The sequence below is a fragment of the Azonexus sp. MM2026_4 genome, assembly GCF_055901855.1.
In genome coordinates this window covers 2,075,064-2,097,725 of sequence record NZ_CM148380.1, presented here as the reverse complement: position 1 = coordinate 2,097,725, position 22,662 = coordinate 2,075,064, and the positions used below count along the sequence as shown (strand labels likewise).

19 protein-coding genes are annotated in these 22,662 nt (G+C 66.4%); all 19 read right to left on the bottom strand.

Translation table 11 applies throughout. From position 1 onward, the window contains the following. The 19 genes from AC0KWY_RS09815 to AC0KWY_RS09725 all read right to left on the bottom strand — a co-directional run bounded on the left by AC0KWY_RS09815 (window position 1) and on the right by AC0KWY_RS09725 (window position 22,660). Window positions 1–426: a flagellar protein FlaG gene (locus AC0KWY_RS09815; protein ID WP_474029459.1), complete on the bottom strand. Its 426-nt coding sequence runs from the start codon at window positions 424–426 to the stop codon at window positions 1–3. Between the two features lie 80 nt (window positions 427–506). After that, entirely contained in the window at window positions 507–1,181 is a 675-nt protein-coding gene (locus AC0KWY_RS09810) for a flagellin (protein ID WP_474029458.1), read from the bottom strand. A 158-nt stretch (window positions 1,182–1,339) separates the two neighbouring features. After that, entirely contained in the window at window positions 1,340–4,942 is a 3,603-nt protein-coding gene (locus AC0KWY_RS09805; RefSeq protein WP_474029457.1) for a glycosyltransferase, read from the bottom strand. Further along, window positions 4,939–6,663 (bottom strand): tetratricopeptide repeat protein, encoded by a 1,725-nt coding sequence (locus AC0KWY_RS09800; protein WP_474029456.1) that lies wholly within the window; start codon window positions 6,661–6,663, stop codon window positions 4,939–4,941. The genes AC0KWY_RS09805 and AC0KWY_RS09800 overlap by 4 nt, the downstream gene beginning before the upstream one ends. Continuing rightward, window positions 6,566–7,540 (bottom strand): hypothetical protein, encoded by a 975-nt coding sequence (locus AC0KWY_RS09795; protein WP_474029455.1) that lies wholly within the window; start codon window positions 7,538–7,540, stop codon window positions 6,566–6,568. The genes AC0KWY_RS09800 and AC0KWY_RS09795 overlap by 98 nt, the downstream gene beginning before the upstream one ends. 52 nt (window positions 7,541–7,592) lie before the next feature. Further along, a complete protein-coding gene (locus AC0KWY_RS09790; RefSeq protein ID WP_474029454.1) occupies window positions 7,593–8,522 on the bottom strand; it encodes a transketolase family protein in 930 nt (309 codons plus the stop codon). Between the two features lie 88 nt (window positions 8,523–8,610). Further along, entirely contained in the window at window positions 8,611–9,540 is a 930-nt protein-coding gene (locus AC0KWY_RS09785) for an O-fucosyltransferase family protein (protein WP_474029453.1), read from the bottom strand. A gap of 56 nt (window positions 9,541–9,596) precedes the next feature. Continuing rightward, the gene (locus AC0KWY_RS09780) at window positions 9,597–10,415 is read right to left on the bottom strand and encodes a transketolase (RefSeq protein ID WP_474029452.1); all 819 of its coding nucleotides are present in this window, start codon (window positions 10,413–10,415) and stop codon (window positions 9,597–9,599) included. 13 nt (window positions 10,416–10,428) lie between these two features. Next, the gene (locus AC0KWY_RS09775) at window positions 10,429–11,172 is read right to left on the bottom strand and encodes an SDR family NAD(P)-dependent oxidoreductase (protein ID WP_474029451.1); all 744 of its coding nucleotides are present in this window, start codon (window positions 11,170–11,172) and stop codon (window positions 10,429–10,431) included. A gap of 61 nt (window positions 11,173–11,233) precedes the next feature. Further along, entirely contained in the window at window positions 11,234–12,112 is an 879-nt protein-coding gene (locus AC0KWY_RS09770) for an FkbM family methyltransferase (protein WP_474029450.1), read from the bottom strand. Window positions 12,113–12,141: 29 nt separating this feature from the next. After that, window positions 12,142–13,296, bottom strand: coding sequence for a hypothetical protein (locus tag AC0KWY_RS09765; RefSeq protein ID WP_474029449.1), 1,155 nt, complete (start codon window positions 13,294–13,296; stop codon window positions 12,142–12,144). Next, entirely contained in the window at window positions 13,289–14,455 is a 1,167-nt protein-coding gene (locus AC0KWY_RS09760) for an iron-containing alcohol dehydrogenase (protein WP_474029448.1), read from the bottom strand. The genes AC0KWY_RS09765 and AC0KWY_RS09760 overlap by 8 nt, the downstream gene beginning before the upstream one ends. Before the next feature lie 2 nt (window positions 14,456–14,457). Further along, window positions 14,458–15,741 carry a radical SAM protein gene (locus tag AC0KWY_RS09755; protein WP_474029447.1) on the bottom strand — a complete coding sequence of 428 codons (1,284 nt, stop codon included), beginning with the start codon at window positions 15,739–15,741 and terminating at the stop codon, window positions 14,458–14,460. A gap of 140 nt (window positions 15,742–15,881) precedes the next feature. Beyond that, window positions 15,882–17,297 carry a mannose-1-phosphate guanylyltransferase/mannose-6-phosphate isomerase gene (locus tag AC0KWY_RS09750; RefSeq protein WP_474029446.1) on the bottom strand — a complete coding sequence of 472 codons (1,416 nt, stop codon included), beginning with the start codon at window positions 17,295–17,297 and terminating at the stop codon, window positions 15,882–15,884. 89 nt (window positions 17,298–17,386) lie between these two features. Next, window positions 17,387–18,547 carry a DegT/DnrJ/EryC1/StrS family aminotransferase gene (locus tag AC0KWY_RS09745; RefSeq protein WP_474029445.1) on the bottom strand — a complete coding sequence of 387 codons (1,161 nt, stop codon included), beginning with the start codon at window positions 18,545–18,547 and terminating at the stop codon, window positions 17,387–17,389. Between the two features lies 1 nt (window position 18,548). Further along, window positions 18,549–19,475 (bottom strand): NAD-dependent epimerase/dehydratase family protein, encoded by a 927-nt coding sequence (locus AC0KWY_RS09740; RefSeq protein ID WP_474029444.1) that lies wholly within the window; start codon window positions 19,473–19,475, stop codon window positions 18,549–18,551. 10 nt (window positions 19,476–19,485) lie between these two features. Beyond that, window positions 19,486–20,604 (bottom strand): GDP-mannose 4,6-dehydratase, encoded by a 1,119-nt coding sequence (gene gmd, locus AC0KWY_RS09735; RefSeq protein ID WP_474029443.1) that lies wholly within the window; start codon window positions 20,602–20,604, stop codon window positions 19,486–19,488. Further along, on the bottom strand, window positions 20,601–21,059 hold the full coding sequence (locus AC0KWY_RS09730; RefSeq protein ID WP_474029442.1) for a hypothetical protein: 459 nt from the start codon (window positions 21,057–21,059) through the stop codon (window positions 20,601–20,603). Before AC0KWY_RS09730 ends, gmd begins: the two co-directional genes overlap by 4 nt. Then, window positions 21,056–22,660 (bottom strand): GMC family oxidoreductase, encoded by a 1,605-nt coding sequence (locus tag AC0KWY_RS09725; protein ID WP_474029441.1) that lies wholly within the window; start codon window positions 22,658–22,660, stop codon window positions 21,056–21,058. The genes AC0KWY_RS09730 and AC0KWY_RS09725 overlap by 4 nt, the downstream gene beginning before the upstream one ends. Window positions 22,661–22,662 lie beyond the last annotated feature (2 nt).

Genomic DNA, 22,662 nt, shown 5'->3' with positions numbered 1-22,662 from the left:
TCAGGCTTTTTCGCGCACGAAGAGGCCTTGCAGCTTGTCCAGTGCCTGGGCCAGCTGGATTGCCTCCTCGGAGGGGATTTGCCGGATCACTTCCTTGGACTGGCTGTCGAGAACCTTGACTACGCGCGTTCCCGAGGTCTCGTCGATCGAGAAGCTGATCTCCGAGTGAAGGGTCGAAACGAAGTCGGTGAGTTTCTGTACGGCATCTTCGAGTGGCGTGTCGCTGATGCTCTGCGGCGTGCGATCCTTGGCTTCGGCAGTTTTTTGCGCTGCCTGGCTGGTTGAGCTAGCCGTTTGCGTGGACCGGGTCTGAGCGGTAGTACTCGACGTCGGTGCAGGCGCCTGCCTGACCGAAGCGCCGCCACTGCCCATCGTGCCAGAGATGGGTGGTGCTGCGACGTTGGTACCGATGGATTCGATCGTCATTTCATGCTCCCGAATTAAAGCACAAAGAGGTGTGGGGCTTCTGCAAGCCACCACACCTCAAAGCTACTGACCCGAACTAGTTAGCGGAGCAGGGAGAGTACGTTTTGCGGGAGCGCGTTGGCTTGAGCGATCATCGCCGTGCCGGCCTGTTGCAGAACCTGGAAGCGGGACAGACGCGAGGTTTCTTCGGCGAAGTCGGCATCCATGATCCGGCTGCGGGCGGCTTGCTGGTTTTCGTAGGAAGCGCGCTTGGCCTGGATGGCGTACTCGGCGTTGTTCATCGTCGCGCCATGGTTGGTACGCTCTGACGAAACTGCCGTCAGTGCCGATGCTGCCGTTTCCGTACCTGCCACACCGACCGTCGTGAAGGTGGTACCGCCGAAGGTCGCGATAGCGGCGTTGGCGTCGGTCTGAATGGTGGCTGCCTGGGCGGTCAGCTTGGCGATTTCCGCTCCGCCGCCACCCATCTTGTTCAGTTCGATGACGCGGGCCATGATGTCGCCGACCACTTGCAGCGCGCCGTCAGCGATCTGCGCCGACGAGATGGTGTCGGATTGCTGGCGGATTTCAACGGCGGTCAGGCGGGCGGAGGCATCGATCTTCATGCCGGAGGCCAGACCCGTCGCGTCGTCCTTGGCGGAATTGACGCGCAGACCGGAGGAGAGACGCTCGAGAGCGGAAGCCAGACCACGCGAGTTGTTGGCCAGGTTCTTCTGGGCATTGAGCGAGTAGGTGTTGGTGTTGATTTGCGACATTTTCTTTCTCCTGAAAAATTGATCTTTTGGGTCGGGCCGATCTTGCCATGGCCTTTAACACCCCGCCGATGCGGAGATCGTTCCGCTGACAGGTTGATTTACGACGCGTGCAGTAACTTCTTTAGTGCGTTTTCAAAAAAACTTTCGATGTCGGGAAATCAGTCAGGAAGATGGGCGGCCAGCCAGTCGTTCACGCGATTCTCCAGCAGGTAATTCTGACAGACCCAGTCGCGCATGGCGACCCCTTCGCGTTCGCGGGCGTCGGCGTCGTGGATGCGGGCGCGCAGGGCTTCGACCCAGGCATCGACGCTGTTGGCGACGCGGCAGGCCGGGCTGTCGCGGTAGGGGTCGATGTCGGTGCAAACCACAGGAATGCCGAGAATCCCGTATTCCAGCAGGCGCAGGTTGCTCTTGCCGCGGTTGAACTCGGTCTGCGCCAGCGGCGCGACAGCGATGTCGAAATTCAGCGCGGCGAGATAGGCCGGGTAGTCCTCGAAGGCGATGGTGTCGTGGAATTCGGCGAGCAGCGGCAGGACGTCGCGCGGGCACATGCCGAAGAAGACCCAGTCGGCCTCGTGGCGGGTGCGTTCGATGATTTCCCGGAGCAGCAGCAGGTCGGCGTGGTGCGTGGAGCCGCCGGCCCAGCCGATGCGGGGGCGTTTGCCGGTGCGCTTCTGGCTGCGCAGTGGCAGCCAGATTTCCTGTTCGAGACAGTTGGGCGCGATGCGGATGTCGCCGATGAAGCTGCTGTAGCGATCGGCCAGGAATTCGGTGGAGACGACCATCCGGTCGCAGCGGTCGAGGGCGTATTGCAGGCGGGCGCGGGCGTTGGCCGGGATGTTCTTGAAGAAGGGGTTGCTCGGGTCGAGGCCGGTGATCAGGTCGTCCAGCGCGTAGACGGTGAATGGGCGGCCGGGTGCCCGGTGCCAGCGATCGAGCGCGGCGAGCGGGCGGTCGAAGATGTAGTTCTGGACGATTGCCGTGTCCGGCGCGAGACGAAGCAGTTCGGGGACGGTCAGGTAATTCGGGTTCTTGGTGCTCTGCATCCACACGCACTGGCTCGCCAGGCCGAGCTTGCGGGCGGCTTTCAGGGGCGAGGTGATGCGGTAGTCGCCCTGGCCGTTGGGGATCGGGCAGGCGAAGATGCGTGGCCGGTCGCTGGGCAGGAACTGCCACTGCGCCCGGAACTTGGTTTCCGGCAGCGGGCTGTAGGTGGTCAGCGACAGGTTGGGGTTCCACAAGGGGTCGACAGCGGCGGGGCGACCCCAGCGCGCGTTCAGTTCGTGCGCCGCTTCTTCACCGGCGATGGCGGCTTGCGCCTTGTAGGCGGGGTCGTAGTCGAGGGTCGGGCTTTCCGGGCCGTTGAAGACGACGACCGAAGCCGGCTGGAAGAGCAGCCGGCGTTGCTTGTCGCGCAGTTTCAGGAAGAGGTCGGCATCGGCCAGATGGTCGCCGAAAAGCGTCTCGTCCATGCCGCCGGCTTCGAGGTAGTCGGCGCGCCGCCACAGCACGCAGCCGGAAGACAGGGTGCTGGTGTCGCGCGGCGCGCTGGCGTGTTCGAGATAACCCGGCTGGCCGAGCGTGATCTTCTGTTGCTCGGGATAGCCGCGGCTGCCCATCAGGCCCAGCACGCAGCCGGCGGCCCAGATTTCCGCCTTGCCGGGCGTGATCAGCAGCGGGGCGACGGCGGCGACAGCGGGCTGGAGCAGCGGGCGGAGCAACTCGTCGAGCCACTGTTCCTGGACGATGGCGGCTTCCTCGCGCAGCAGCACGACGTAGTCGGCGTCGCTGGCCGCCATCGCCAGGTTGCCGCGCGCGGCATGGTTGCCTTGCGGCGACGGGCGGAGGACGCGGATTCGTCCTGGCGCGGCGGCCGGGGCGTCGGTGCTCAACCAGTTGTCCAGTTCGTTGTCGCCAGTTTTTGGATCGACGACGAGCAGGACTTCGAAGTCCGGGTAATGCGTCAATTTCAGGATGCTGTTCAGGCAACGCGCCAGCAGGTCGAGCTGCCCCTGCGAGAGCAGGGCGATGCAGACCTTGGGCGCGGGCGACGGCAGGGGATAGCGGATGTTCCAGGCGTTGCCGGTGACCGGCACGATTTCGGCGCCGGGCGCGCGCCGGCCGAGGAAGTCGAGCAGGGCGTGCAGGCAGGCCTCGGTGTCGCTCGGGAAAGCCTGCGGGTAGGTGATCAGGACGTCGGCAATGTGTCCGATGCTCGCCCAGTCATGCTGTTCGGCAATGCTGAGCAGGTGCCGGAACCAGGGGCTGCCGGCCGGTGCCGCACCGGCGGCGAGATAGGCCGGGCGGCGCACGCAGAGCGGGCCGGCGAGGTCGCTGGCGAGCAGCCGCGACGGGTTGCAGCCCGGTTTGAAACGCGGCGCCTGGCGCTGGCCGGCCGGGTCGGTGCAGTCGTCATCGACAAAAAAGGCCTGGATAGCGGGCGAGCGGGCGGCTTCCGTGGCGATCCGCCACAGGTACAGGGGGTCGAGGCGGGCGCCGGGCGGGATTTCCAGGACCCAGTCGGCGGCGGCCGCCTCCACCAGCACTGCGATGGCGACTGGCTGGCCAGCGGCCACTTCGTGCCAGCCGATGTTGGGCAGTTCGGCGAGGCCGTCCGGTGCCGGCAGCGGGGTGACGATGTCGAGGCGCCAGGCGTCGAGATACTGCTCGCCGAGGCTGTCCAGCGTGTCGGCGAGATGCGCCTCGGCGCCCGCCGGCAGGCGGAGCAGGATCTGGAAGCTCGGCCATGCCGCTTCGCCGGCGCGGGGCGCCAGTTGCTGCAGGTCGACGGGGTCGAGACTACGGGCGGCGAGCCAGTTCCGGTAGGCCTCGTCGGGCGGGCTTTCCGGGATCGGGGCTGGCGCTGTGGTCGGGGCATCGTCGGCTTCTTCGTCGCGTTTCTTGGCCTGAACGGCGCGAGGCACTTCCGACAGGGAGGCGACTGCCGTCGGCACGGGCAGTCCGGCCTTGCGGAAGATGGCGATGCTGCTGCGTTGCAGCGTGTTTTCCTGCCAGGTGCGCAGGACGGCCTGATCGTCGGCGAAGGCAGCAGTCGTCCAGGTGTGGCCGGGCGGCCGGGCAAATTCCTGGGAATCCAGATAAGGGCCGTGCTTCTCCAGGAAACGGTCGGCGTAATGCTGCTGGCGGCTGTCGAATTTTCCCGCCGAGTGGTGGATCAGCGGGATGTCGCAGCAGACGCCGATCCGGTAGCCGGCGCGGTAGGCGGCAAAACTGAAATCGAGGTCGTAGAGGTGGAAGCCGTCGAAGGTCACGGCGTCGAAACCGACCTGCCGCGCCACGTCGGCGCGGGCGATCATGCACAGGCCGTCGATCGCCTTGATCTCGCCGGCGACCGGCCACTGCAGCGCACCGAAGACATCGAGGGTGATTTGCCGCGATTGCGCCGGGGCGTGCGCGATGACGCCGTGCAGGAAGGGCAGGTCGGCGCCCGCCCACAGGTCGCTGACCAGCTTGCTGGCGCCGGCAAAGCCGAGGAGGTCGAAATGCGTCAGGCGGTGCACGACCTTGGCGGCGAAATCCGGGTCGAGGATCAGGATGTCGTCGTGAGAGAAGATCAGGATGTCGCCGCTCGCCTGCTGGATGCCGCGGTTGTAGCCTGCGGCCAGCGAAGCGGCGTCGTGGATGCCGATGATCTCGCAGCGGTGGCCGGCGAGCAGGCGCCGGTAAGCGGCGCTGACCTGGGCGAATTTGCCTGCATCGATGCTGCAGACGATGACGGAGAAGCTCGGGGTCGGGTTCATGATGCGCGGAAAGCCTGCAGGATGCGTTCGGAGAAGTCGGCGACGAAGGACTCGGCACTGCTTGCCAGAGAAGCGCGCAGGGCGGATCGGCCGGCCACCTTTTCCCGGCTGGCGCCGAGTTGCCGGGCGCGGGCGGGATAGTCGGCGGCGCTGGCGGCAACGCAATGCGCCAGACCGGCCAGGCGCAGCAACGCGGCCGGGCGTCTCGACCAAGGCAGCGGCGAGTCGATCGCCACGTAGGGGCGGTTCATCCACAGACAGGTCGGCAGCGCCTGATCGCCGTCGCCATGCAGCGGCGCCAGGCCGACATCGACGTCGTTCCACGCCTGGCACAGCGCTTTCGCGTCGCTGGCGCGGACGAAGTGCAGCCGTTGCGGCGCTATCTGGCAAGCAGCGAAGTCGGCAGCCACCCGCTGCCCGGCTGCGTCGTCCAGTTCGCCCAGGTTGAGGGTCAGCGAGGCGGCGGGGTCGTCGTTCAGCAACTGGGCGAAGAGTGCCCAGGCTTCCCGGTTCAGCCTGGCGACCGGCGTCAGGCAGGCGAAGCGGGGGCCGCCCGGCGGTGGCTGCCGGATGTCGACGTCCGGCAGGTCGAGGTATTCGCCCAGGCCGGCCAGCGTCAACGCGCCGGCCTCCCCGCGGTCCGCTGCTGGCGCGGCGAGGCCTGCGCCGTACATGCTCAGGATCTCGCCCGCCGGATCGAGCGGCAGTTCGCTCCACGACAGCTTCAGCGGCGTCGCCGAGGCGAACAACAGGCTCGCCCGCTGCGCCGCGCCATGGCCGTCCAGGCTGACCAGGATGTCGGTGTCGAGTTGTTCGAGCAGCGCCTCGACCGTCGCATCGTCGCGGTCGAAGGCCTGCAGGTAGGCGTCGCAGAGCAGCGAACAACGCTCGGCCAGCTCGTTGCCGGCACTGTAGGGGTCGTTGTTGACCAGGATGGTGCGAAATTCGCTCGCCGGCAGCAGGCGGAACAGGGCTTCGAGCTGTCTGGCCGCCGTCGGCTGGCCGAAATCGCTGATCAGGAAGGCAATGGCAAGCGTTTCTCCGGCAGCGCGCCAGCGGCGGGGGCGACGCGCCGGCAGCGCCGGGAAATGCTGGCGGAAGCTGGCGATCTCCTGGCCGATTTCGCCGGGGGAAGCGTCGCTGCGGCTGAGCATCCGGATCAGCAGGCTCTGGTAGGGGGCGACCCGGCGGCCGCGCCGGCAGGCCTGGATGATGTCTTCCAGGTTGCCCTGGCGGGAGGCCAGCTCGATCAGCTTGGCGAGGATTTCCGGCTGCCGGCTGGTTGCCGAAGCTGCGCTCAGCATCCACAGCGCGTCCTGCGCCTGACCGTTGCGGTAGAGGGCTTCGGCCAGTTCGGGATAGGTTGACGGATCGGAGGGATCGCGTTGCTGGTATTCCTGGAAATAGCGGATGGCGTCGCGCGGGTTGCCGCAACGCAGCAGATGGCGCGCCAGTTCGGCGAGATAGTCGGCGCGTTGCGGCTCCAGCAGCATCGCTTCGGCGACGAAGGAAGCGCTGTGCTCGAACATGCCGAGATCGGCGCTGACCAGCGCGAGATGGAAGAAGGCCTCGCCGTCGTCCGGGAAGTTGGAGACGTAGCGCGACAGCAGCAGCAAGGCGCCCTCAAGGTTGCCGGCCTGGCGCTGGGCGATGCCGGCATTCAGGTCGTTGCGCGGCAGGCCGGCGATGTTGCGGCTGCTCTTGCCGTAACAGCTTTCCATGCTCGCCGCCGCGGCGGCTTTCTGGGTGAGGTTCGACGAAGGCTTCGAACTGGGGTTCGAATCGCTGGTAGATGGCTAGTGCCTGGCGATGGATTTCGTGCACCGTCGCCTTGGCGCGCCGGATTTCGTCTTCGCTGTCGCCCCAGGCAATCCCGTCATTGCTGAAATCGCTGACCGGCATCGCCGGAAGCCAGTGCTCGTTGGGGAGATAGACGATCGGACAGCCGCACATCCGGGCTTCGACGGTGATCGCTCCCTCTTCGTAGCAGTACAGCAGTTCGGCGGTCTTGAAGATGTCGCTGAGTTCCTGCAGCCTGCGCGGCTGCCGCGGCGAGATTTCGATGGCGCCGTCGGTGACGGGCAGCAGTTCGCCGCCCGAACTGAGCAGGCGGTTGAAGAAGAAATACCTGCCTGAACGCTCTGCCTCGGGAAGCCCCGGTCCGAACAGGCGGGGGTCGGAGGCCGGGACGGTCAGCAGCGGAATTTCGGGGTGATCGACAAATGCCTCGCGATAGCCGATCGTGATTTCCCCTTCGGCAAAGTCGGCATGGCCGGAGATCTTGCCCGGCGGCGCCAGCAGCCAGCGCACCGGAACGCCGACGCCGAGCGGGGTGCCGCGGGTGATTTCGGGGTAGATGACGATCGGCTTGAGGTCGAGCGCGAAATGGCGATTGATGACGGCTTCGGTCAGGCACGGGGTCCACAGTTCGGGCGAAGTCTTCGGCGTGACGACATAGGCTTCGTAACCGTGCAGGTTCAGGATGTGACACAGGTAGTGCATCACCCGGATGCCGCAGGAAAGTTCGGTGAAGTCCGGCGCGTACAGGTAATAGGGGTGCCGGTACTGCCGGTGGTGTTCTTTGATCGAGATCTGCATTGCGGCCTGGGCGGTAGGGAAAAGCGGGAGGACGGGGGCGGGAGGTGTCGGTTCAGGCGGCCGGGGCAAGGCGCCGGTAGCGTTCGCCGATCCGGCCCGCCAGTTTGCCGGGCGTCAGCCCGTAGTGGTCGAGCAGGAAAGCGTACTCCCCGCTCTTGCCGAATGCGTCGGGCAGCGCGATCGGCAACAGCGGCGGATGCGCGTCCATGGCGCAGAGATGCTCGGCGACGGCGCTCCCCAGCCCGCCGATCCGGCTGTGTTCCTCGATCGTCACGAGCAGCCGGGCGCTGCCGGCGAGATGGTCGAGGTGCGCGGTGTCCAGCGGCTTCAGGGTGTGCATGTCGGTGACGCTGCAGGCGATGCCTTCCTGCGCCAGGAGGTCGGCGGCAGCCAGCGCTGCGTGCACCATCGAACCGCAGGCGACGAGCGCGACGTCGCCGCCTTCGCGCAAGGAGATCGCCCGTCCGAGCTGGAACGGGAAATCCTCGCGATAGACGATCGGCGTGTTGGGGGCTCCGGTCAGCCGGATGTACATCGGCCCGGCATGGCTGGCCGCGGCGAACACGGTCTTGGCGATGGCGCCGCAATCGGCGGGGCAGACCACGGTCAGGTTGGGGATGCTGCGCATGATGGCGGCGTCTTCCAGCCCGTAGTGCGAGTTGCCCAGAAAGCCCATGCCCAGTCCGCTGCCGATGCCGACCGCCTTGACGTTGAAGCCCATGTAGCCGAGGTTCATGCGGATCTGCTCGGCGGCGCGCATGGTGATGAAGGGGGCGAACGAGGTGGCGAAGACGGTGAAGCCTTCCTTGGCCAGGCCGCCGGCGACGCCGATCAGATTCTGTTCGGCGATGCCGACGTTGAGGTAGCGCTCGGGATAGGTCTGCTTGAAGCGGTCGAGGCCGGACGAATTGCCGAGGTCGGCGGAAAGGACCAGCAGTTCGGGACAGCTCTCGGCCAGCGCCAGGATGGCCTGCCCGAACATGCCTCGCGGTCCCAGTCTCGACCAGAGGCGAACATTTCCAGTAGAAAACTCCATCGGCGATCTTTCGGCGTGAGGGTTGGGCGCGGGCTCAGATCAGGCTGAACGCGAACTTCCGCAGTGTACGGTGCTGGCGGCCGACGATCGACATCAGCGTCGTCCGGTTGTTGTGCAGCAGCCCGGCCAGCACCGAAAAACCGGAGTAGCCGCCTTGCGGCGCTTCCTTGTTGATCTTCAGCGGCAGCGTCACCAGGTAGGTGGAGAAGGCCAGCAGTAGCAGGTTGACGATGGCGTCCAGGTTGCGCTGGCGGGCGAGGCTGTCGTCGGTGAAGAAATGGATGCGCTTGTCCTCGCCGGTCTCCAGGTTCGAGAACGAGATGACGCGGTCCTCGCCGATGATCGCGCGGGCGTCGTCGAGCACCGCCTGGGAGTCGGTGCACACCAGGATCGGCGTGTTCTCGAAGGTCTTCAGTTCGTGCAGGCTGTTGTGGTAGTCGGTCTCGTAGTCGGTGTTGCGGATGTGGATGCCGACGTAATCGCGGCCGATCGCTTCCAGACGCTCGATCAGCAGGTTGACCACGCTGTCGTGCAGGCGCATGCGCTGCAGGGCGCAGATCGAATGCTGGCCGCTGCCGCCGGTATGGTGCAGCAGGTATTTGGTCGGGTAGTGCTTGTGCGTTTCGAAGGTCAGCGGGGTCAGGGTGGACGATTCGACATAGAGCCGCTTGTCCCACGAGAAATGGAAATCGTAGTCGCGCACCTTGCCCATGACGCAGTAGGGGAAGATCGAGTTGTTGGCCGCCTCGATGTCGGCCTCCGTCGCATCCAGGACCAGCCCCTGCTGCTGGCTGACGAAATAATTGGAAATGCGGTCGCGGAAATGGATGGCCTTCTCGTATTTGGTATCGACGATGACGGTGCGGCTGAATTTCTCGGCGTAGCGGCAGCAGTGCTCGATCTGGCACAGCATGTCATTGAGGCCGCCTTGCGGGCGGCAGAGGATGTATCCGTTGGTGTTCATCTGGGCTATGGCGCGGGTGGCGGAGGGAGTGATGGGAGGCGGCGGGTTGGCCGGGCTTAGCGGCAGGGCACTGAGAGTTCTTCGACGGCGCTATCGTAGCTGGCCTTGGTCAGCCGGTTGTGGTGCCATTCGTTGTTGTTTTCCATGAAGGAGATGCCCTTGCCCTTGACCGTGCGGGCGATCAGCGCGCGCGGCCGGTCCGGCGAGGGGGCGGTGAGCGCCGCGTGCAGCGCCGGGATGTCGTGGCCGTCGACCGTGACGGCGTTCCAGCCGAAGGCGGCGAACTTTGCCGCGAGGTCGCCGAGATCGATGATCTGCCGGCTTTCGCCATCGCTCTGCAGACCGTTGTAGTTGACGATCGCCACCAGATTGGCTAGCTTGAGCTGGGCGGCGAGCATCACGCCCTCCCAGATCGCGCCCTCGTTGCATTCGCCGTCGCCGAGCAGCACGTAGGTCTTGTGTGCCTGGCCTTTCTTGCGGGCGGCGAGCGCGATGCCGATCGCCAGCGAGAGGCCGTGCCCGAGGCTGCCGTTCGACGACTCGATGCCGAGCGCCGGGTTCATCACCGGGTGGGCAATCAGGTCGCTGCCGTTGGTCTGGAAGGAAGCGAAGGTTTCCTCGGAAATTATTCCGGCTGCCAGCAGCGCGCTGTAGTAGCCGAGGACGCCGTGCCCCTTGCTCAGGATGAAGCGGTCGCGTTCCGGCCACAGCGGATCGTTGCGGTCGAAACGCAGCACGCTGCCGTAGAGGGTGGCGGTGATGTTGACCATCGACAGGCCGCCGCCGAGGTGGGCGCTCAGATTGCAGGCGTGGCTGATGTCGAGGATCTTGCGCCGCATGAAGCGCGCCATCTCTGCCAGTTCGTCGAAATTCATCGCGGGGGTGCTCCTACAGAATGCCGCCGTCGGCGCGGATGACCTGGCCGGTAATGTAGCTGGAAAGGTCGCTGGCCAGGAACAGGGCGACGTTGGCAATCTCTTCCGGCCGGGCGGCGCGCTTCAGCGCCGAGGCGGCGATCAGCCGTTCGCGGGCGGCCGGGTCCATCTGCTCGTACATGTCGGTATGGGTGATGCTGGGGGCGATGGCATTGACCCGGATGCCGGCGCCGCCGAGTTCGCTGGCCAGGGTGCGGGTGGCCTGGATCAGCGCCGCCTTGCTGGCGCCGTAGGCGGTCATCCCCGGTTCGCCGATGAGGCCGGCGACCGAGGCCAGGTTGATGATGCTGCCCGAACGCTGGCGCGTCATCAGGCGCGAGATCGACTGCGTGAACTGCAACTGGGCGAAGAAGTTGATTTCGAAGATCTGCCGCAGGTCCCGCTGCGTGGTCATCTGGAACAGCGCGCCGCTGGCCGCGCCGGCGTTGTTGACCAGGATGTCGATCCGGCGCCGCAGGCCGACGATGCGGGCGATGGCTTCCTTGGTCGCGTCGGCCGAGGTCAGGTCGAAGGGCAGGATGTCGATGCTCACGCCATGCCTGGCCGCGAGTTCCTGGCAGTGCTGCGCGAATTCCGGGTTCTCACTGCGGATGCAGGCGATCGCGCTGGCGCCCTGGGCAACGAAGGCGTTCAGGGTGGCCAGGCCGATGCCGCGGTTGCAGCCGGTGATGATGGCGAGTTTGTCTTTCAGGAGCATGAATCGTTATGCCGTGATGGGAGGTCCGGGATGCCTGGCGCCGAAGCGGACGGCAGGGCGGCTAGCCATGGCGCCGGAAGACGCAGTTGTTTTCGCCGAAATAGTTCTGCACCCGCTTCTTTTTTGCCAGATGGAAGCCGGCGCCTTCGATGATGCGGCGGCAAGCTTCCGACTGTTCGTTATTTTCCTCCAGTTCGATGAAAATCGAACGCAGTCCGGCGTCGGCCAGGGTTTCGGACATTCCCTGAATGACCTCGAGTTCGCAGCCGTCCACGTCGATCTTCAGATGGTTGGGGCGGGGAATGCCGCTGACGCGGATGAAGTCGTCGAGCCGATACTTCATCACCGCCTGCACGTATTCGGGCTCGAATGCCTCGAAGCCCCGCTCGACCGGGCGGTCGAGTATCTTCAGGTGGCCGCCGGCCTCGAAACGCTTGATGAACAGCCGGCCCAGCGTCGTCTGGCTGGAAAGGGCGATGTTGAACGAACTCATGCCGGCGGCGATGCGCTGGCGGTTGAGGTAGGTGTTGCGGTTGAGCAGCGCGAAGTTCTCGATTTCCGGTTCGAAGCCGATCACCTGCTTGCCGGTCACCGCGGCGTAGAGGGCAAAGATGCCGTTGCTGGCGCCGATGTCGTAGAAGACCGAGCCGCCTTCCATGTCGTCGATGTAGTCGAGCAGTTCGGGTTCGATGTATTCCTGGCCGAGGGCCTGCCAGAGCAGCCGTCTGGACGGGGTGTGGAACACCAGCGGCTGGCCGCGCAAGCAGGTCTCGCTGTTCTGGTCGATCTGCTCGAGTTCGCTGACGCGCCGGTAGCGTTCGCTGCCGGCCAGTTCTTCGAGGTCGATCCGTGCCACCAGCGGCGCCGGATTTTCTCCGGCCGCCAGTCGCCTTTCGTATTCCGCGCGCTGCCTGAGGGCGCGGCGCTGGCTGTCTTCCATGGCTTCTCCGGTGGCGGATGGTGAGGGGCTCATAGCAGTCTCAGGTCCAAACGATGCAGGCCGGCATCCTGGCAGGTGCGGCAGTGCGGGTTGAATTTCCGGGTGGCGATGATTTCTGCCAGCGATGCGGCGAGCGGCGTCGTGCTCAACGGCGCCGCGCTGTAGAGGTGGCAGGTGGCGAGCGAACCGTCGGCGTTGAAGACCGGAAAGACCCGTTCGCACATGCAGTTCTTCTCGCGCTGCAGCCGGGCTTTGGCGAGCGCCGCATCGACGTCGAAGCCGCAGCATTGCTCGAGGTCGTGCCGGGCGGCGGCCGTCGGGTGGCTCGCGTAGTGCAGCAGCGCCGTGTAGTCCCAGGGATAGGACAGATCGTCGGCGTAGATGATGTTTGCCCGTTCGGGCAGCCGGGGCGCGGGGCCGGTAAAGCCGGTCCTGACGACCTGGGTCGGCAGGTTGCCGGGAATCCGCTCGAGAAAGGCGGCGATTTCCCGCTCCGCTCTCGGCCAGGCGGTGTCGGGAAAAAGGCTGCGGAATTCTGCTTCCCGCGCCAGTGCAAACAGGCGCAGGCGCAGCGGGTGGCGGGTGCGGGGCGTCAGCAGCCCGTCCGCCGGCATGTAGGTGCTGACGGTGAGCGGGCCCAAGGCGTCGAGTCCGGCCAGCAGGTCGTCGATGCCGGCAAAGGCCAGCGGGTCGGGAAAACCGGCGACTTCGACGCAACTGCCGGCGAGCGCCTGGCGGTGCCTGGCGACGAAATCGAGAATGTCGTCGACCGCGATCCTGTAGCCGGCGCCGGGCGCGAGACGGACTAGCAGCTTCGGCCGGAACAGCGCGTGGTGAAAGAGGTAGTCCCGGTCCTTGATGAAGCCGCGCGCCGTCAGCAGCTCGACGATCTGCCGCCGGTACGAGAGCGAGGCGACGACGACGCAGTGGGATTGTGGATCGATAGCGTGTTCGGCGAGGTACTGCCCGGGATCGGCGAGCACGGCGGCGTCGCCGAAACGCTCGAAGCCGACGTGCTGCATGGTCAGGACGACGATCGGCCCGGCGACGCGGTAATGCTCGCGCAGACTCGCCAGCGTCTCGACGCAGGCTTCGTTGCCGCCCCAGACGATCAGTTGCCGGGTGCCGACCAGGCTTGCGAGTTGCTCCGGCGCCAGGCCGGCGAAGCTGCGGATTTCACGCATCGAGACGCTGGATCGTCCGGCGCAGCACCTCGCCGACGTCTTCCTTCGCCACGCCCTTCTGTTGCCAGAAGGCGTCCCGCTCGTCGAGGAAGGCGGCGATTTCCGTTTCGCCGATCGGCGCTCGGCCGTCAGCGGCCGGCTGGCCGAGGATGCCGCTTTCCGCGATATGGCGGTGCAGGTCGAAATCGGCGATCACGGATTTGCCGTGGAAGGCATTGAGCGCCGTCACCGAGCGTGCCATCAACTGCTCGAAACGCGCGCGTTTGCCGGCATTGGCCGGATGCGCGAGATACTCCGGCAGGACGCGGGCCAGGGTTTCGCCGTGCGCCATCGGGAAATGCGCCGACAGGAAGACGGCGATTTCGTGGGTCACGGCATCCACCGTGACGCCCCGGCCGAGCGTCGCGCCATCGATGATGAACGACGAAATGCGCGAGAAACGCAGCAGGTCCTCGTCGGCGAATTCGCCGCTCACCAGGCGGCGATGCAGGTCGAGGATGGTCGACAAGGCGGTGATGCAGAGACCGTCGTTGACCAGGCAGACGGGGTCGGGCCGGATGCACTGTTCCAGGACGTGCATGTAGGCATCGAACATGCTCAGGTGCAGCTGCCGGCGGGGCAGCGTCGCCGCGAATTGCGGGTCGAAGGCCATGACCCGCGGGAAGCAGTGGATTTTCGAAATGGCGCGCTTGTTCCGGCGGGCATCCTTGACCACGAAAGTGCTGTTCGATTCCGAGGAGGTGCCGGGCAGGCTGCTGATGACGGCGATCGGCAGGGCCGGCGTATCGAAGGGCGAGGCCAGCAGTTGCGCCCATTTTTCGTCGGCATTGCCGGGGAAGTGGGCGCAGACCGCCGCCGCCTTGGCCAGGTCGATCACCGAGGCGCCGCCGACGCACAGCAGCAGCGTCACCTGCCGCTCGCGCAGGGTGTCGGCGAGGGCGCCGACGCCGAGGTAATCCGGTTCGCCGGCGGCATGGGAGATCTGGCGCAGGCAGATCCGGGCGTCGAGCGGGGCGAGCGCTTCCGCCAGCCCCGGCGCGTTCATGGCGCTGGCGCTGGCGATCAGGGCGATTCTGCCGGCGTCGCCGATTTCCCGGGCGAGCGCCGGGACCGCGTTGTCGCCGAAGATTTTCTTGGTCGGACAATAACTGAAGTACATGGTCAGGCTTTGGGCGAGTCGTTCTTGCTGCTGGCGATGGCGATCGTGGTCATTCTCTTGTCCTCGCGCCCGTTGACGTCGAATACCCGGTGCATGCCGTGTGCCATGCAGCGCTGGCAGAAGCCGGACGATTCGCGCAGTTCGAGCAGTTCGGACATGCTGGTTTCGAGATAGGTCGCGTCGCCGACGAAGGGCTGGGTCATGTTGCAGCACTGCATGACCCGACCGTCCCAGCGGATCGTCGGAAAGGCCTTGATCACCGGGCAGTGCTTGTCGCGCTGGGCTTGCGCCCACTGGATCTGGTCGTGGATGTCGTAGAGCAGGTACTTGTTGGCTTCCAGCATCACGTCGGGCAGCGGGGTGCCGAGCACCACGTAGTCGTGCACCTTGCCGGGGAAGATGTTGGCGAGGATGGGCACGAACTGGAAGTTCAGCGATTCGGCGAAGCGGCGGGCGGCGAGCATTTCCTCGCCCTGGTTGTTGTTATAGACGCAGTAGTGATACTTCACGAAGGTCTCGGCGCCGTGCTTGTCGATCATTTGCCGCAGCTGGATGCAGTTGTTCCTGAACTTCTCGAAGTCGCCGCCGGTGTGGGTGATCTCGTAGTTGTCGCCGAAACCGGAGCTGGTGACGATCAGGATGTCCGGGTCGGCGGCGATGAAGGAATCGAGATGGCGGATATTGTTCAGGTTCGAGGAGAACTCGGTGGCGATGCCCCGCGCGTGGCAGGCGCGCACCATTTCGCCGACCTCGGGATGGAGCAGCGGTTCGCCCCACAGATACAGCGCCAGCGAGTTGAGGAAGGGGATTTCCGCCTTCAGCTTGTCGAGGATGGCGCTGAAGGTTTCCAGGCGCATCATCTTCTGGTTGTGGTTCGCGCCGGGAATCCCCATGTCGCAGGTGATGCAGCGCAGGTTGCAGATGCCGACCGTCTCGATGGTCGGGAAATAGCGGCAGAGCGCCGAATTGAAAACGAAATCCCGTCCCTCGACATAGCCGCGTTCGAGGCAGAATTTTTTCGCCAGCGCGCGGGTTTCCCGGTGCTTGGTGCAGATGACGATGAAGGCGGCGGCCGGGGTGTCGCTGAATGCCGCCGGATGCACCACCGGCACGCCGCGCAGGAAGCCGTGGTTGAACTGCCGGGTGTCGATGAAGCCGCGGGTCGGCCGGTAGTGGCTGGAGATCATCCGCGACACGCCGACGCCTTCGACGTTGCCGCCATAGATGTAAACCTCGCGGCCGTTCAGCAGCTTCTGGAAGGCCGGCCAGTCTGGGATATTGTGCATCGTCGTGTCTTCGGCTGAAGCGTCGCGGTCAGGCCGCTAAACGCTGATGTTCTGGAACGGAGGCGCCGCCGCGCCCGCAAGCTTGGCTGGGTGAATCCGTTTCAGCATGATATACGAGCGCCGACGCGCGGTCGGCGTCTTCATGTCCGGCCATAACGGTCTTCCAGCCTGACGATGTCGTCTTCGCCCAGGTAGGAGCCCGACTGCACCTCGATCAGTTCGAGCGGAATCTTGCCCGGGTTTTCCAGGGCGTGCAGTACGCCGACCGGAATGTAGGTGGACTGGTTCTCCGTCAGCAGGTAGGTCTGCTCGCCATTGGTGATCCGGGCGGTGCCGCTGACGACGATCCAGTGTTCGGCGCGGTGGTGGTGCATCTGCACCGACAGTTTGGCGCCCGGCCGCACCGTGATGCGCTTGACCTGGTAGCGCACGCCGTTCTCGATGCTGTCGTAGATGCCCCAGGGACGATAGACCTCGCGGTGCTTGTCGTGCTCCGGGCGGCCGTCGGCCTTGAGTCGTTCGACCACCTGCTTCACCTCCTGCACGCGGTCCTTGCTGGCGACCAGGACCGCATCCTTGGTCTCGATCACGATCAGGTCCCTGACGCCCACCGCCGCCACCAGGCGGTTGCTGGCATGGACGTAGGAGCCGGCGCAGTCCTGCAGGATGACGTCGCCAAGGACGGCGTTGCCGGCGGCGTCCTTGGCGCTCAGGTCCCACAGCGCCGACCAGCAGCCGACGTCGCTCCAGCCGGCGTCGAGGGCGACGACCGCGGCGTCGGCGGTTTTTTCCATGACCGCGTAGTCGATCGAATCCGCCGGGCAGGCCTCGAACGCCGCCTTGTCCACCCGCAGGAAGGTCAGATCCGCCTGCGCGCCGGCGACCGCTTTCCGGCAGGCGGCGACGATCGCCGGCGCGAACTGCGTCAGTTCCTGGAGATAGCGGTCGGCCGTGAACAGGAACATGCCGCTGTTCCACAGGAAGCGGCCGCTGTCCAGGTAGGCCTGGGCCGTTTCGAGGTCCGGCTTCTCGACGAAGCGGCGGATGGCGAAGCCGCCGTCCATGGCTGCGCCGCGCTCGATGTAGCCGTAGCCGGTCTCGGCATGGGTCGGCGTGACGCCGAACGCCACCAGCTTGCCGGTTGCCGCCAGCGGCAGGGCCGCCTGCACGCAACGCTGGAAGGTGGCGACATCGCCGATCACGTGGTCGGCGGCGAGGACCAGCAGGAGCACCTCGCCATCGCTCGCCGCGCTGCCGGCGAGCAGCGCCGCCAGGGCGACGGCCGGCGCCGTGTTGCGGCCGGCCGGTTCGAGCAGGATGCGCGCATCCTCGCGGCCGATGGCACGCAGTTGTTCAGCCGCCAGGAAACGGTGTTCCTCGTTGCAGATCAGCAGCGGCGGCGCCAGGTTCAGCCCGTCCAGCCGCTGCACGGTGGCCTGCAGCATGGTCTGGCCGCCGGGTGCCAGCGGCAGGAACTGCTTCGGGTACTGCAGCCGCGACAGCGGCCAGAGCCGGGTGCCGGAGCCGCCGGCCATGATGACGGGTTGAATGCGCATGGTCAGGTAGGAAATGAAAGACGGGCCTTGCAAGGGATACCGGCATGCCGCCGGCGCCAGCGACGATTTCCGGCAGCATAGCAGTTGTCTCAGCGGAGCAAGGAATGCAGGTAGTCGATCTGTTCGCGCAGGGGGTAATGATGGTTGCCGACGAAGAAGCCGGCGCGGTCGATGTGGTCGGCATTTTCCAGGGTGCCGTGGATGCTGTAGTCGAACCACTTCAGCACCTCGTTCTTGGCGAAATTGCCGGCGACGATCGGCCGCACGTTGACGCCGGCGGCGCTCAGCCGGTCCACCAGCGTCGCCCGGTTGACCGGGGCGTCCTCGGTCAGGCGCAGCGCGAAGCCGAACCAGCTGCTCTGCCCGGTTTCCCGCTGCAGGCGCAGCCAGGGGTGGTTGGCGAAGCGCTCGGCGAAATGCCGGGCGTTGTCGCGGCGGGCGGCGATCATGGCGTCCAGTTTCTGCAGTTGCGCCTGGCCGATCGCCCCGCTCATTTCCAGCGGGCGCAGGTTGTAGCCGGGGAGGACGAAGCGGAAGGATTCCTCGAACGGGTTGTCGCTCTTCTCGCCGCACACCCGGTTGTGCTTGGGTAGGTTGCGCGTCCAGCCGTGGGCGCGCAGGCAGAGCAGGATGTGGTGGAGTTCCTCGTCGTCGGTGACGACCAGGCCGCCTTCCATGGTCGAGATATGGTGGCTGAAGAAACAGCTGAAGCTGCCCATCAGGCCGTGCGTGCCGGCCTGCTTGCCGGCGCAGCTGGCGCCCAGCGATTCGCAGTTGTCCTCGAGCAGGATGATGTCGCGCTCGCCGATGATCCGGCGGATCGCCGCGAAATCGTTCGGGTTGCCCAGCAGGTTGACGGCCAGGATGGCCCGGGTGTCGTCGCTGATCGCGGCGGCCAGTTGCTGCAGGTCGATGTTCAGGGTGTCGCGGTCGATATCGACGAATTTCAGCTTCAGGCCGTGTTGCTGCAGCGGCGCATAGGTCGTGCTCCACGATACCGCCGGGACGATCACCTCGGCGCCTTTTTGCAGGCCGCCCTGCTGGCGGAACATGAGGGCGGCGATCATCGCCAGGTTGGCCGACGAGCCGGAATTCACCATCACCGCATGGCGGCTGCCCACCCACTCGGCAAAGGCCTGCTCGAAGCGGGCGACTTCCTGGCCCATCGAAAACATGCCCGATTTGACCACGCGGTCGATCGCGGCGTATTCGGCCTCATCCCAGGTCGAACTGGCGAGCGGGTAGTGCATGTCAGGTTCCTTGCAGTTGCTGCAGATAATAGTCGTAGGTTTTGGCCAGGCCCTGCGCCAGCGTATGCGCGGGTTGCCAGCCCCAGCGCGTGGCCAGGCTGGTGTCGCTCAGCTTGCGTTCCATGCCGGTGGGCCGGGAAAGATCGTGGTGGAAGCCGCCGCGATAGCCGACGACCTCGGCGGCGATCGCGTAGTACTCGTTGACGGTGTAGTCGTGGCCGAGGCCGATGTTCATCAGCGCCGGCAGGGCGGCAAAATCCTCGACGGCGCGCAGGACCGCGGCGGCGAGGTCGCCGGCGTAGAGGAATTCGCGGCGCGCTTCGCCGTTGCCCCAGATTTCGACGCTGTCCTGGCCGGCGGTCTTGGCGCGGTGCAGCTTGTCGATGATCGCCGGAATCATGTGCGACCAGCGCGGGTCGAACTTGTCGTGAGGGCCGTAGAGGTTGCAGGGGATCAGGGTCTTGTACTGCAGTTGCGGATTTTCCCGGGCCAGGTAGGCGGCCAGCCGCGCCACCGTGATCTTGGCCAGCGCATAGCCCTCGTTGGTCGGTTCCAGTTCGCCGCTCAGCACGTCGTCTTCGCGCAGCGCCTGCTGCCGGCCGCGCGGATACATGCAGGTGCTGCCGAAGTTGAGCAGCCGGGTGATGCCGGTTTCGGCGGCGGCGAGCAGCACGTTGCGCCCCATGTCGAGGTTGTCGACGAGGAAGCGCACCGGTTCGCGCAGGTTGGCCTGGATGCCGCCGACCCGGCCGGCGGCGTGGATCACCAGGTCCGGCTGGCTGGCCTGCAGGTAGTGCCGGACGGCAGCGAAATCCAGCAGGTCCAGCTCGCCGCTGCCCGGCGTCAGCCATGCGTGCCGGGCCGCCGCCGGGTGCTCCAGGAGGTTGCGCCCGACCATGCCGGAGGCGCCGGTCAGCAGGATTTTCATGCGCCGCGCCCTACTCGAAGTGCCAGGCCGATGCCTGGTAGCCATGTTGCTTGAGCAAGGCGTGCTGGCGGGCCTGCGCCAGGTCGTGGGCGACCATCTCGGCGCACATTTCCCGGGCCGTGATCTCCGGTTCCCAGCCCAGCTTGGCCTTGGCCTTGGACGGGTCGCCGAGCAGCGTCGACACTTCGGCCGGCCGGAAATAGCGCGGGTCGATGGCGACCACGATGTCGCCCGGCCGCACGGCCGGCGCCTTGTCGCCGGCGATGGCGACCACCCGCCCCTTCTCCTCGATGCCCTCGCCTTCGAAGGCGAGGGTGATGCCCAGTTCGGCGGCGCTCCATTCGATGAACTGGCGCACGCTGTGCTGGCTGCCGGTGGCGATGACGAAATCGTCCGGTTGCGCCTGCTGCAGCATCATCCACTGCATGCGCACGTAGTCCTTGGCGTGGCCCCAGTCGCGCAGCGCGTCGAGATTGCCCATGTACAGGCATTTCTCCAGCCCCTGGGCGATGTTGGCGAGGCCGCGGGTGATCTTGCGGGTGACGAAGGTTTCGCCGCGGCGCGGCGATTCGTGGTTGAACAGGATGCCGTTGCAGGCGTACATGCCGTAGGCCTCGCGGTAATTGACGGTGATCCAGTAGGCGTACATCTTCGCCACGGCGTAGGGGCTACGCGGGTGGAAGGGCGTCGTTTCGCGCTGCGGGGTTTCCTGCACCAGACCGAAGAGTTCGGACGTGGACGCCTGGTAGAAGCGGGTCTTCTTTTCCAGGCCGAGGAAACGGATCGCCTCCAGGAGGCGCAGGGTGCCGATCGCGTCGACGTCGGCGGTGTACTCGGGCGCTTCGAAACTGACCGCGACGTGGCTCTGGGCGCCGAGGTTGTAGACCTCGTCGGGTTGAACCTCCGCCAGGATGCGCGTCAGGTTCGAGGAGTCGGTGAGGTCGCCGTAGTGCAGTTCGAAACGGGCGTTCTCGACGTGCGGGTCTTCGTAGATGTGATCGATGCGCTGGGTGTTGAAGGACGACGCCCGGCGCTTGATGCCATGCACCTTGTAGCCCTTGGCGAGCAGGAACTCCGCCAGGTAGGAACCGTCCTGACCGGTGACGCCGGTGATCAGGGCTTTTTTCATGGAGTCTGCTCCTTGTCGGTCAAAGCGTGAGGATCGCGGAATAGGGGGCCGCGTTCGTAGACGGCTTCCAGCAGTTCGAGATCGCCGTCCGGGAGGCTGCGCCCGTTCGGGAAGGGGGCGGCCGGATCGTCGCCGAAGGCCTGGCGGACCGCCGGATCGAGACAGTAGCACTGGATGGCGAGCAGGAAGAAGTCGGCGAAGGCCGCCAGGTGCTGGCGGCGGATGCGGCTCAGCAGCACGGCGCGCGCCGCCGCGTCGAGATCGGCGAAGGGCGTCTCGGGCGATGCCGCGGCGACGATATCCAGCAGCGTGACGAGTGGCGCGCTGCGGCTGTGCCGCGCCGCGAAGTCGGCGAGCCGGGGGGCGTCGATCGTCGGCACGCCGTCAGCCGGCGGCAGCAGGTCGTCGAGGAGGACGGCGAGCGTCCGGTCGCCGGTTTCCGCAGCCGAACTCATGCGGCGCTCTGCCTTCTGGCGACGATGCTGTCGGCGATGTGCAGGGCGATGGCCTGCATCGTCGAGGCCGGGTTGACGCCGCCCGAGGTGACGAAGACGCTGCTGTCGACGATGTAGAGATTGTCCACATCGTGGCAACGGCCCCGGGCGTCGACTACGGCGCGGGCCGGGTCGTTGCCCATGCGCGCGGTGCCCATCAGGTGCCAGCCGGTGTGGCGGACCGGGCCGAAGGCCGCGGTGCGCCGGGCGCCAGCGGCGCGCATGACTTCCTTGCCGCGCTCAAGCCCGTGGGCGAGCATGCGCCGGCTGTTGTCGCCCAGCGTGTAATGGATTTTCGGCGCCGGGATGCCGTGGCTGTCGGTGAGTTCGCTGTCCAGCGTGACGCGGTTGTCCGGGTCCGGCAGGTCTTCGACGATGATGCCCATGGCGGCGAGGTGACCGAAGCGTTCGCGCAGCGCCGCGGCGAAGCCGGGGCCGGGCGGGATTTCGCGGCGCAGGAAGCCGCTCGTGGCGGTCTCCAGCAGCCCCGGGCCGCGCAGCACCTGCATCGTGTAGCCGCGCAGGAAGCCGCGGGCGCTATCGGTTTCGTAGAACTGGTGGCTGTAGATCGAGCAGCCCTGCGGGCCGAGCTGGCTGTCGAGCGCTTCGTCGAACAGGCCTTCGACGTAACCCAGCGGGTGCAGCATCAGGTTTCTGCCGACCAGCCCCGAGCGGTTGGCCAGGCCGTCGGGAAAGGCCGGGCAGGCGGAATTGAGCAGCAGGCGTGGGGTGCCGACGCCGTTGCAGGCGAGGACGACGAGCCGTGCCGGCTGCTGCCATTCGTTGCCGGCGGCATCGAAATAGAGGACGCCGCTGGCTTTCCCCTGCGCATCGAGGGTGACGCGGCTGACCCGGGCGCCGGTCTGGAGGCGGACGCCGGACTGCCTGGCTGCGGGCCAGTAGCTGACGTCGGTGCTGGCCTTGGCGCCCTGGGCGCAGCCGGTGTTGCACGGGCCCAGGTTGATGCAGGGCGGGCGGCCGTGGTGCGGACGCGTGGCGATTGCCGCGTAGGCCGGCCACCAGTGCCAGCCGAGCCGGTTGAAGCCGCGCCCGAGGCATGCGCCGAGGCGGCCCATCGGCACCGGCGGCAGCAGGCCGTCGATCGGCGGGTAGGCGGGATCGCCGCCGAGCCCGGAAACCCCCATCATGCGATCGTTGAGGGCGAAGTAGGGGGCGAGTTGCGGGTAGTCGATCGGCCAGTCGTCGGCGACGCCGTCGAGGCTGCGGACCCGGAAATCCGACGGGTGAAAGCGCGGGAAGTGGCCGGAAAAGAGGATCGTGCTGCCGCCCACGGCATTGAAATTGGCGATGGCGATCGGCGAATCGTTGTCGTTGATCGGGTAATCGGCTTCCCGGCGGCGGACGTTGGGGCTGACGTGGAAGTCCTGCAGGCGGGCCAGCTCCCAGTCCGGGCGGGTGCTCGGGTAATGGGCCGGGTCCATGTGTTCGCCCTGCTCCAGGCACAGCACGTCCAGCCCGGCCTGGCCGAGGCGCCAGGCGACCGCGGCGCCGGTGGCGCCGGCGCCGACGATCAGGATGTCTACGGGCGGCAGTCCGGCCATCG

What these genes read in the sequence shown, in the direction of transcription:
- AC0KWY_RS09815 (WP_474029459.1), bottom strand. Translation starts at nt 426, where the DNA reads ATGACGATCGAATCCATCGGTACCAACGTCGCAGCACCACCCATCTCT.
- AC0KWY_RS09810 (WP_474029458.1), bottom strand. Translation starts at nt 1,181, where the DNA reads ATGTCGCAAATCAACACCAACACCTACTCGCTCAATGCCCAGAAGAAC.
- AC0KWY_RS09805 (WP_474029457.1), bottom strand. Translation starts at nt 4,942, where the DNA reads ATGAACCCGACCCCGAGCTTCTCCGTCATCGTCTGCAGCATCGATGCA.
- AC0KWY_RS09800 (WP_474029456.1), bottom strand. Translation starts at nt 6,663, where the DNA reads ATGGAAAGCTGTTACGGCAAGAGCAGCCGCAACATCGCCGGCCTGCCG.
- AC0KWY_RS09795 (WP_474029455.1), bottom strand. Translation starts at nt 7,540, where the DNA reads ATGCAGATCTCGATCAAAGAACACCACCGGCAGTACCGGCACCCCTAT.
- AC0KWY_RS09790 (WP_474029454.1), bottom strand. Translation starts at nt 8,522, where the DNA reads ATGTTCGGGCAGGCCATCCTGGCGCTGGCCGAGAGCTGTCCCGAACTG.
- AC0KWY_RS09785 (WP_474029453.1), bottom strand. Translation starts at nt 9,540, where the DNA reads ATGAACACCAACGGATACATCCTCTGCCGCCCGCAAGGCGGCCTCAAT.
- AC0KWY_RS09780 (WP_474029452.1), bottom strand. Translation starts at nt 10,415, where the DNA reads ATGAATTTCGACGAACTGGCAGAGATGGCGCGCTTCATGCGGCGCAAG.
- AC0KWY_RS09775 (WP_474029451.1), bottom strand. Translation starts at nt 11,172, where the DNA reads ATGCTCCTGAAAGACAAACTCGCCATCATCACCGGCTGCAACCGCGGC.
- AC0KWY_RS09770 (WP_474029450.1), bottom strand. Translation starts at nt 12,112, where the DNA reads ATGGAAGACAGCCAGCGCCGCGCCCTCAGGCAGCGCGCGGAATACGAA.
- AC0KWY_RS09765 (WP_474029449.1), bottom strand. Translation starts at nt 13,296, where the DNA reads ATGCGTGAAATCCGCAGCTTCGCCGGCCTGGCGCCGGAGCAACTCGCA.
- AC0KWY_RS09760 (WP_474029448.1), bottom strand. Translation starts at nt 14,455, where the DNA reads ATGTACTTCAGTTATTGTCCGACCAAGAAAATCTTCGGCGACAACGCG.
- AC0KWY_RS09755 (WP_474029447.1), bottom strand. Translation starts at nt 15,741, where the DNA reads ATGCACAATATCCCAGACTGGCCGGCCTTCCAGAAGCTGCTGAACGGC.
- AC0KWY_RS09750 (WP_474029446.1), bottom strand. Translation starts at nt 17,297, where the DNA reads ATGCGCATTCAACCCGTCATCATGGCCGGCGGCTCCGGCACCCGGCTC.
- AC0KWY_RS09745 (WP_474029445.1), bottom strand. Translation starts at nt 18,547, where the DNA reads ATGCACTACCCGCTCGCCAGTTCGACCTGGGATGAGGCCGAATACGCC.
- AC0KWY_RS09740 (WP_474029444.1), bottom strand. Translation starts at nt 19,475, where the DNA reads ATGAAAATCCTGCTGACCGGCGCCTCCGGCATGGTCGGGCGCAACCTC.
- gmd (WP_474029443.1), bottom strand. Translation starts at nt 20,604, where the DNA reads ATGAAAAAAGCCCTGATCACCGGCGTCACCGGTCAGGACGGTTCCTAC.
- AC0KWY_RS09730 (WP_474029442.1), bottom strand. Translation starts at nt 21,059, where the DNA reads ATGAGTTCGGCTGCGGAAACCGGCGACCGGACGCTCGCCGTCCTCCTC.
- AC0KWY_RS09725 (WP_474029441.1), bottom strand. Translation starts at nt 22,660, where the DNA reads ATGGCCGGACTGCCGCCCGTAGACATCCTGATCGTCGGCGCCGGCGCC.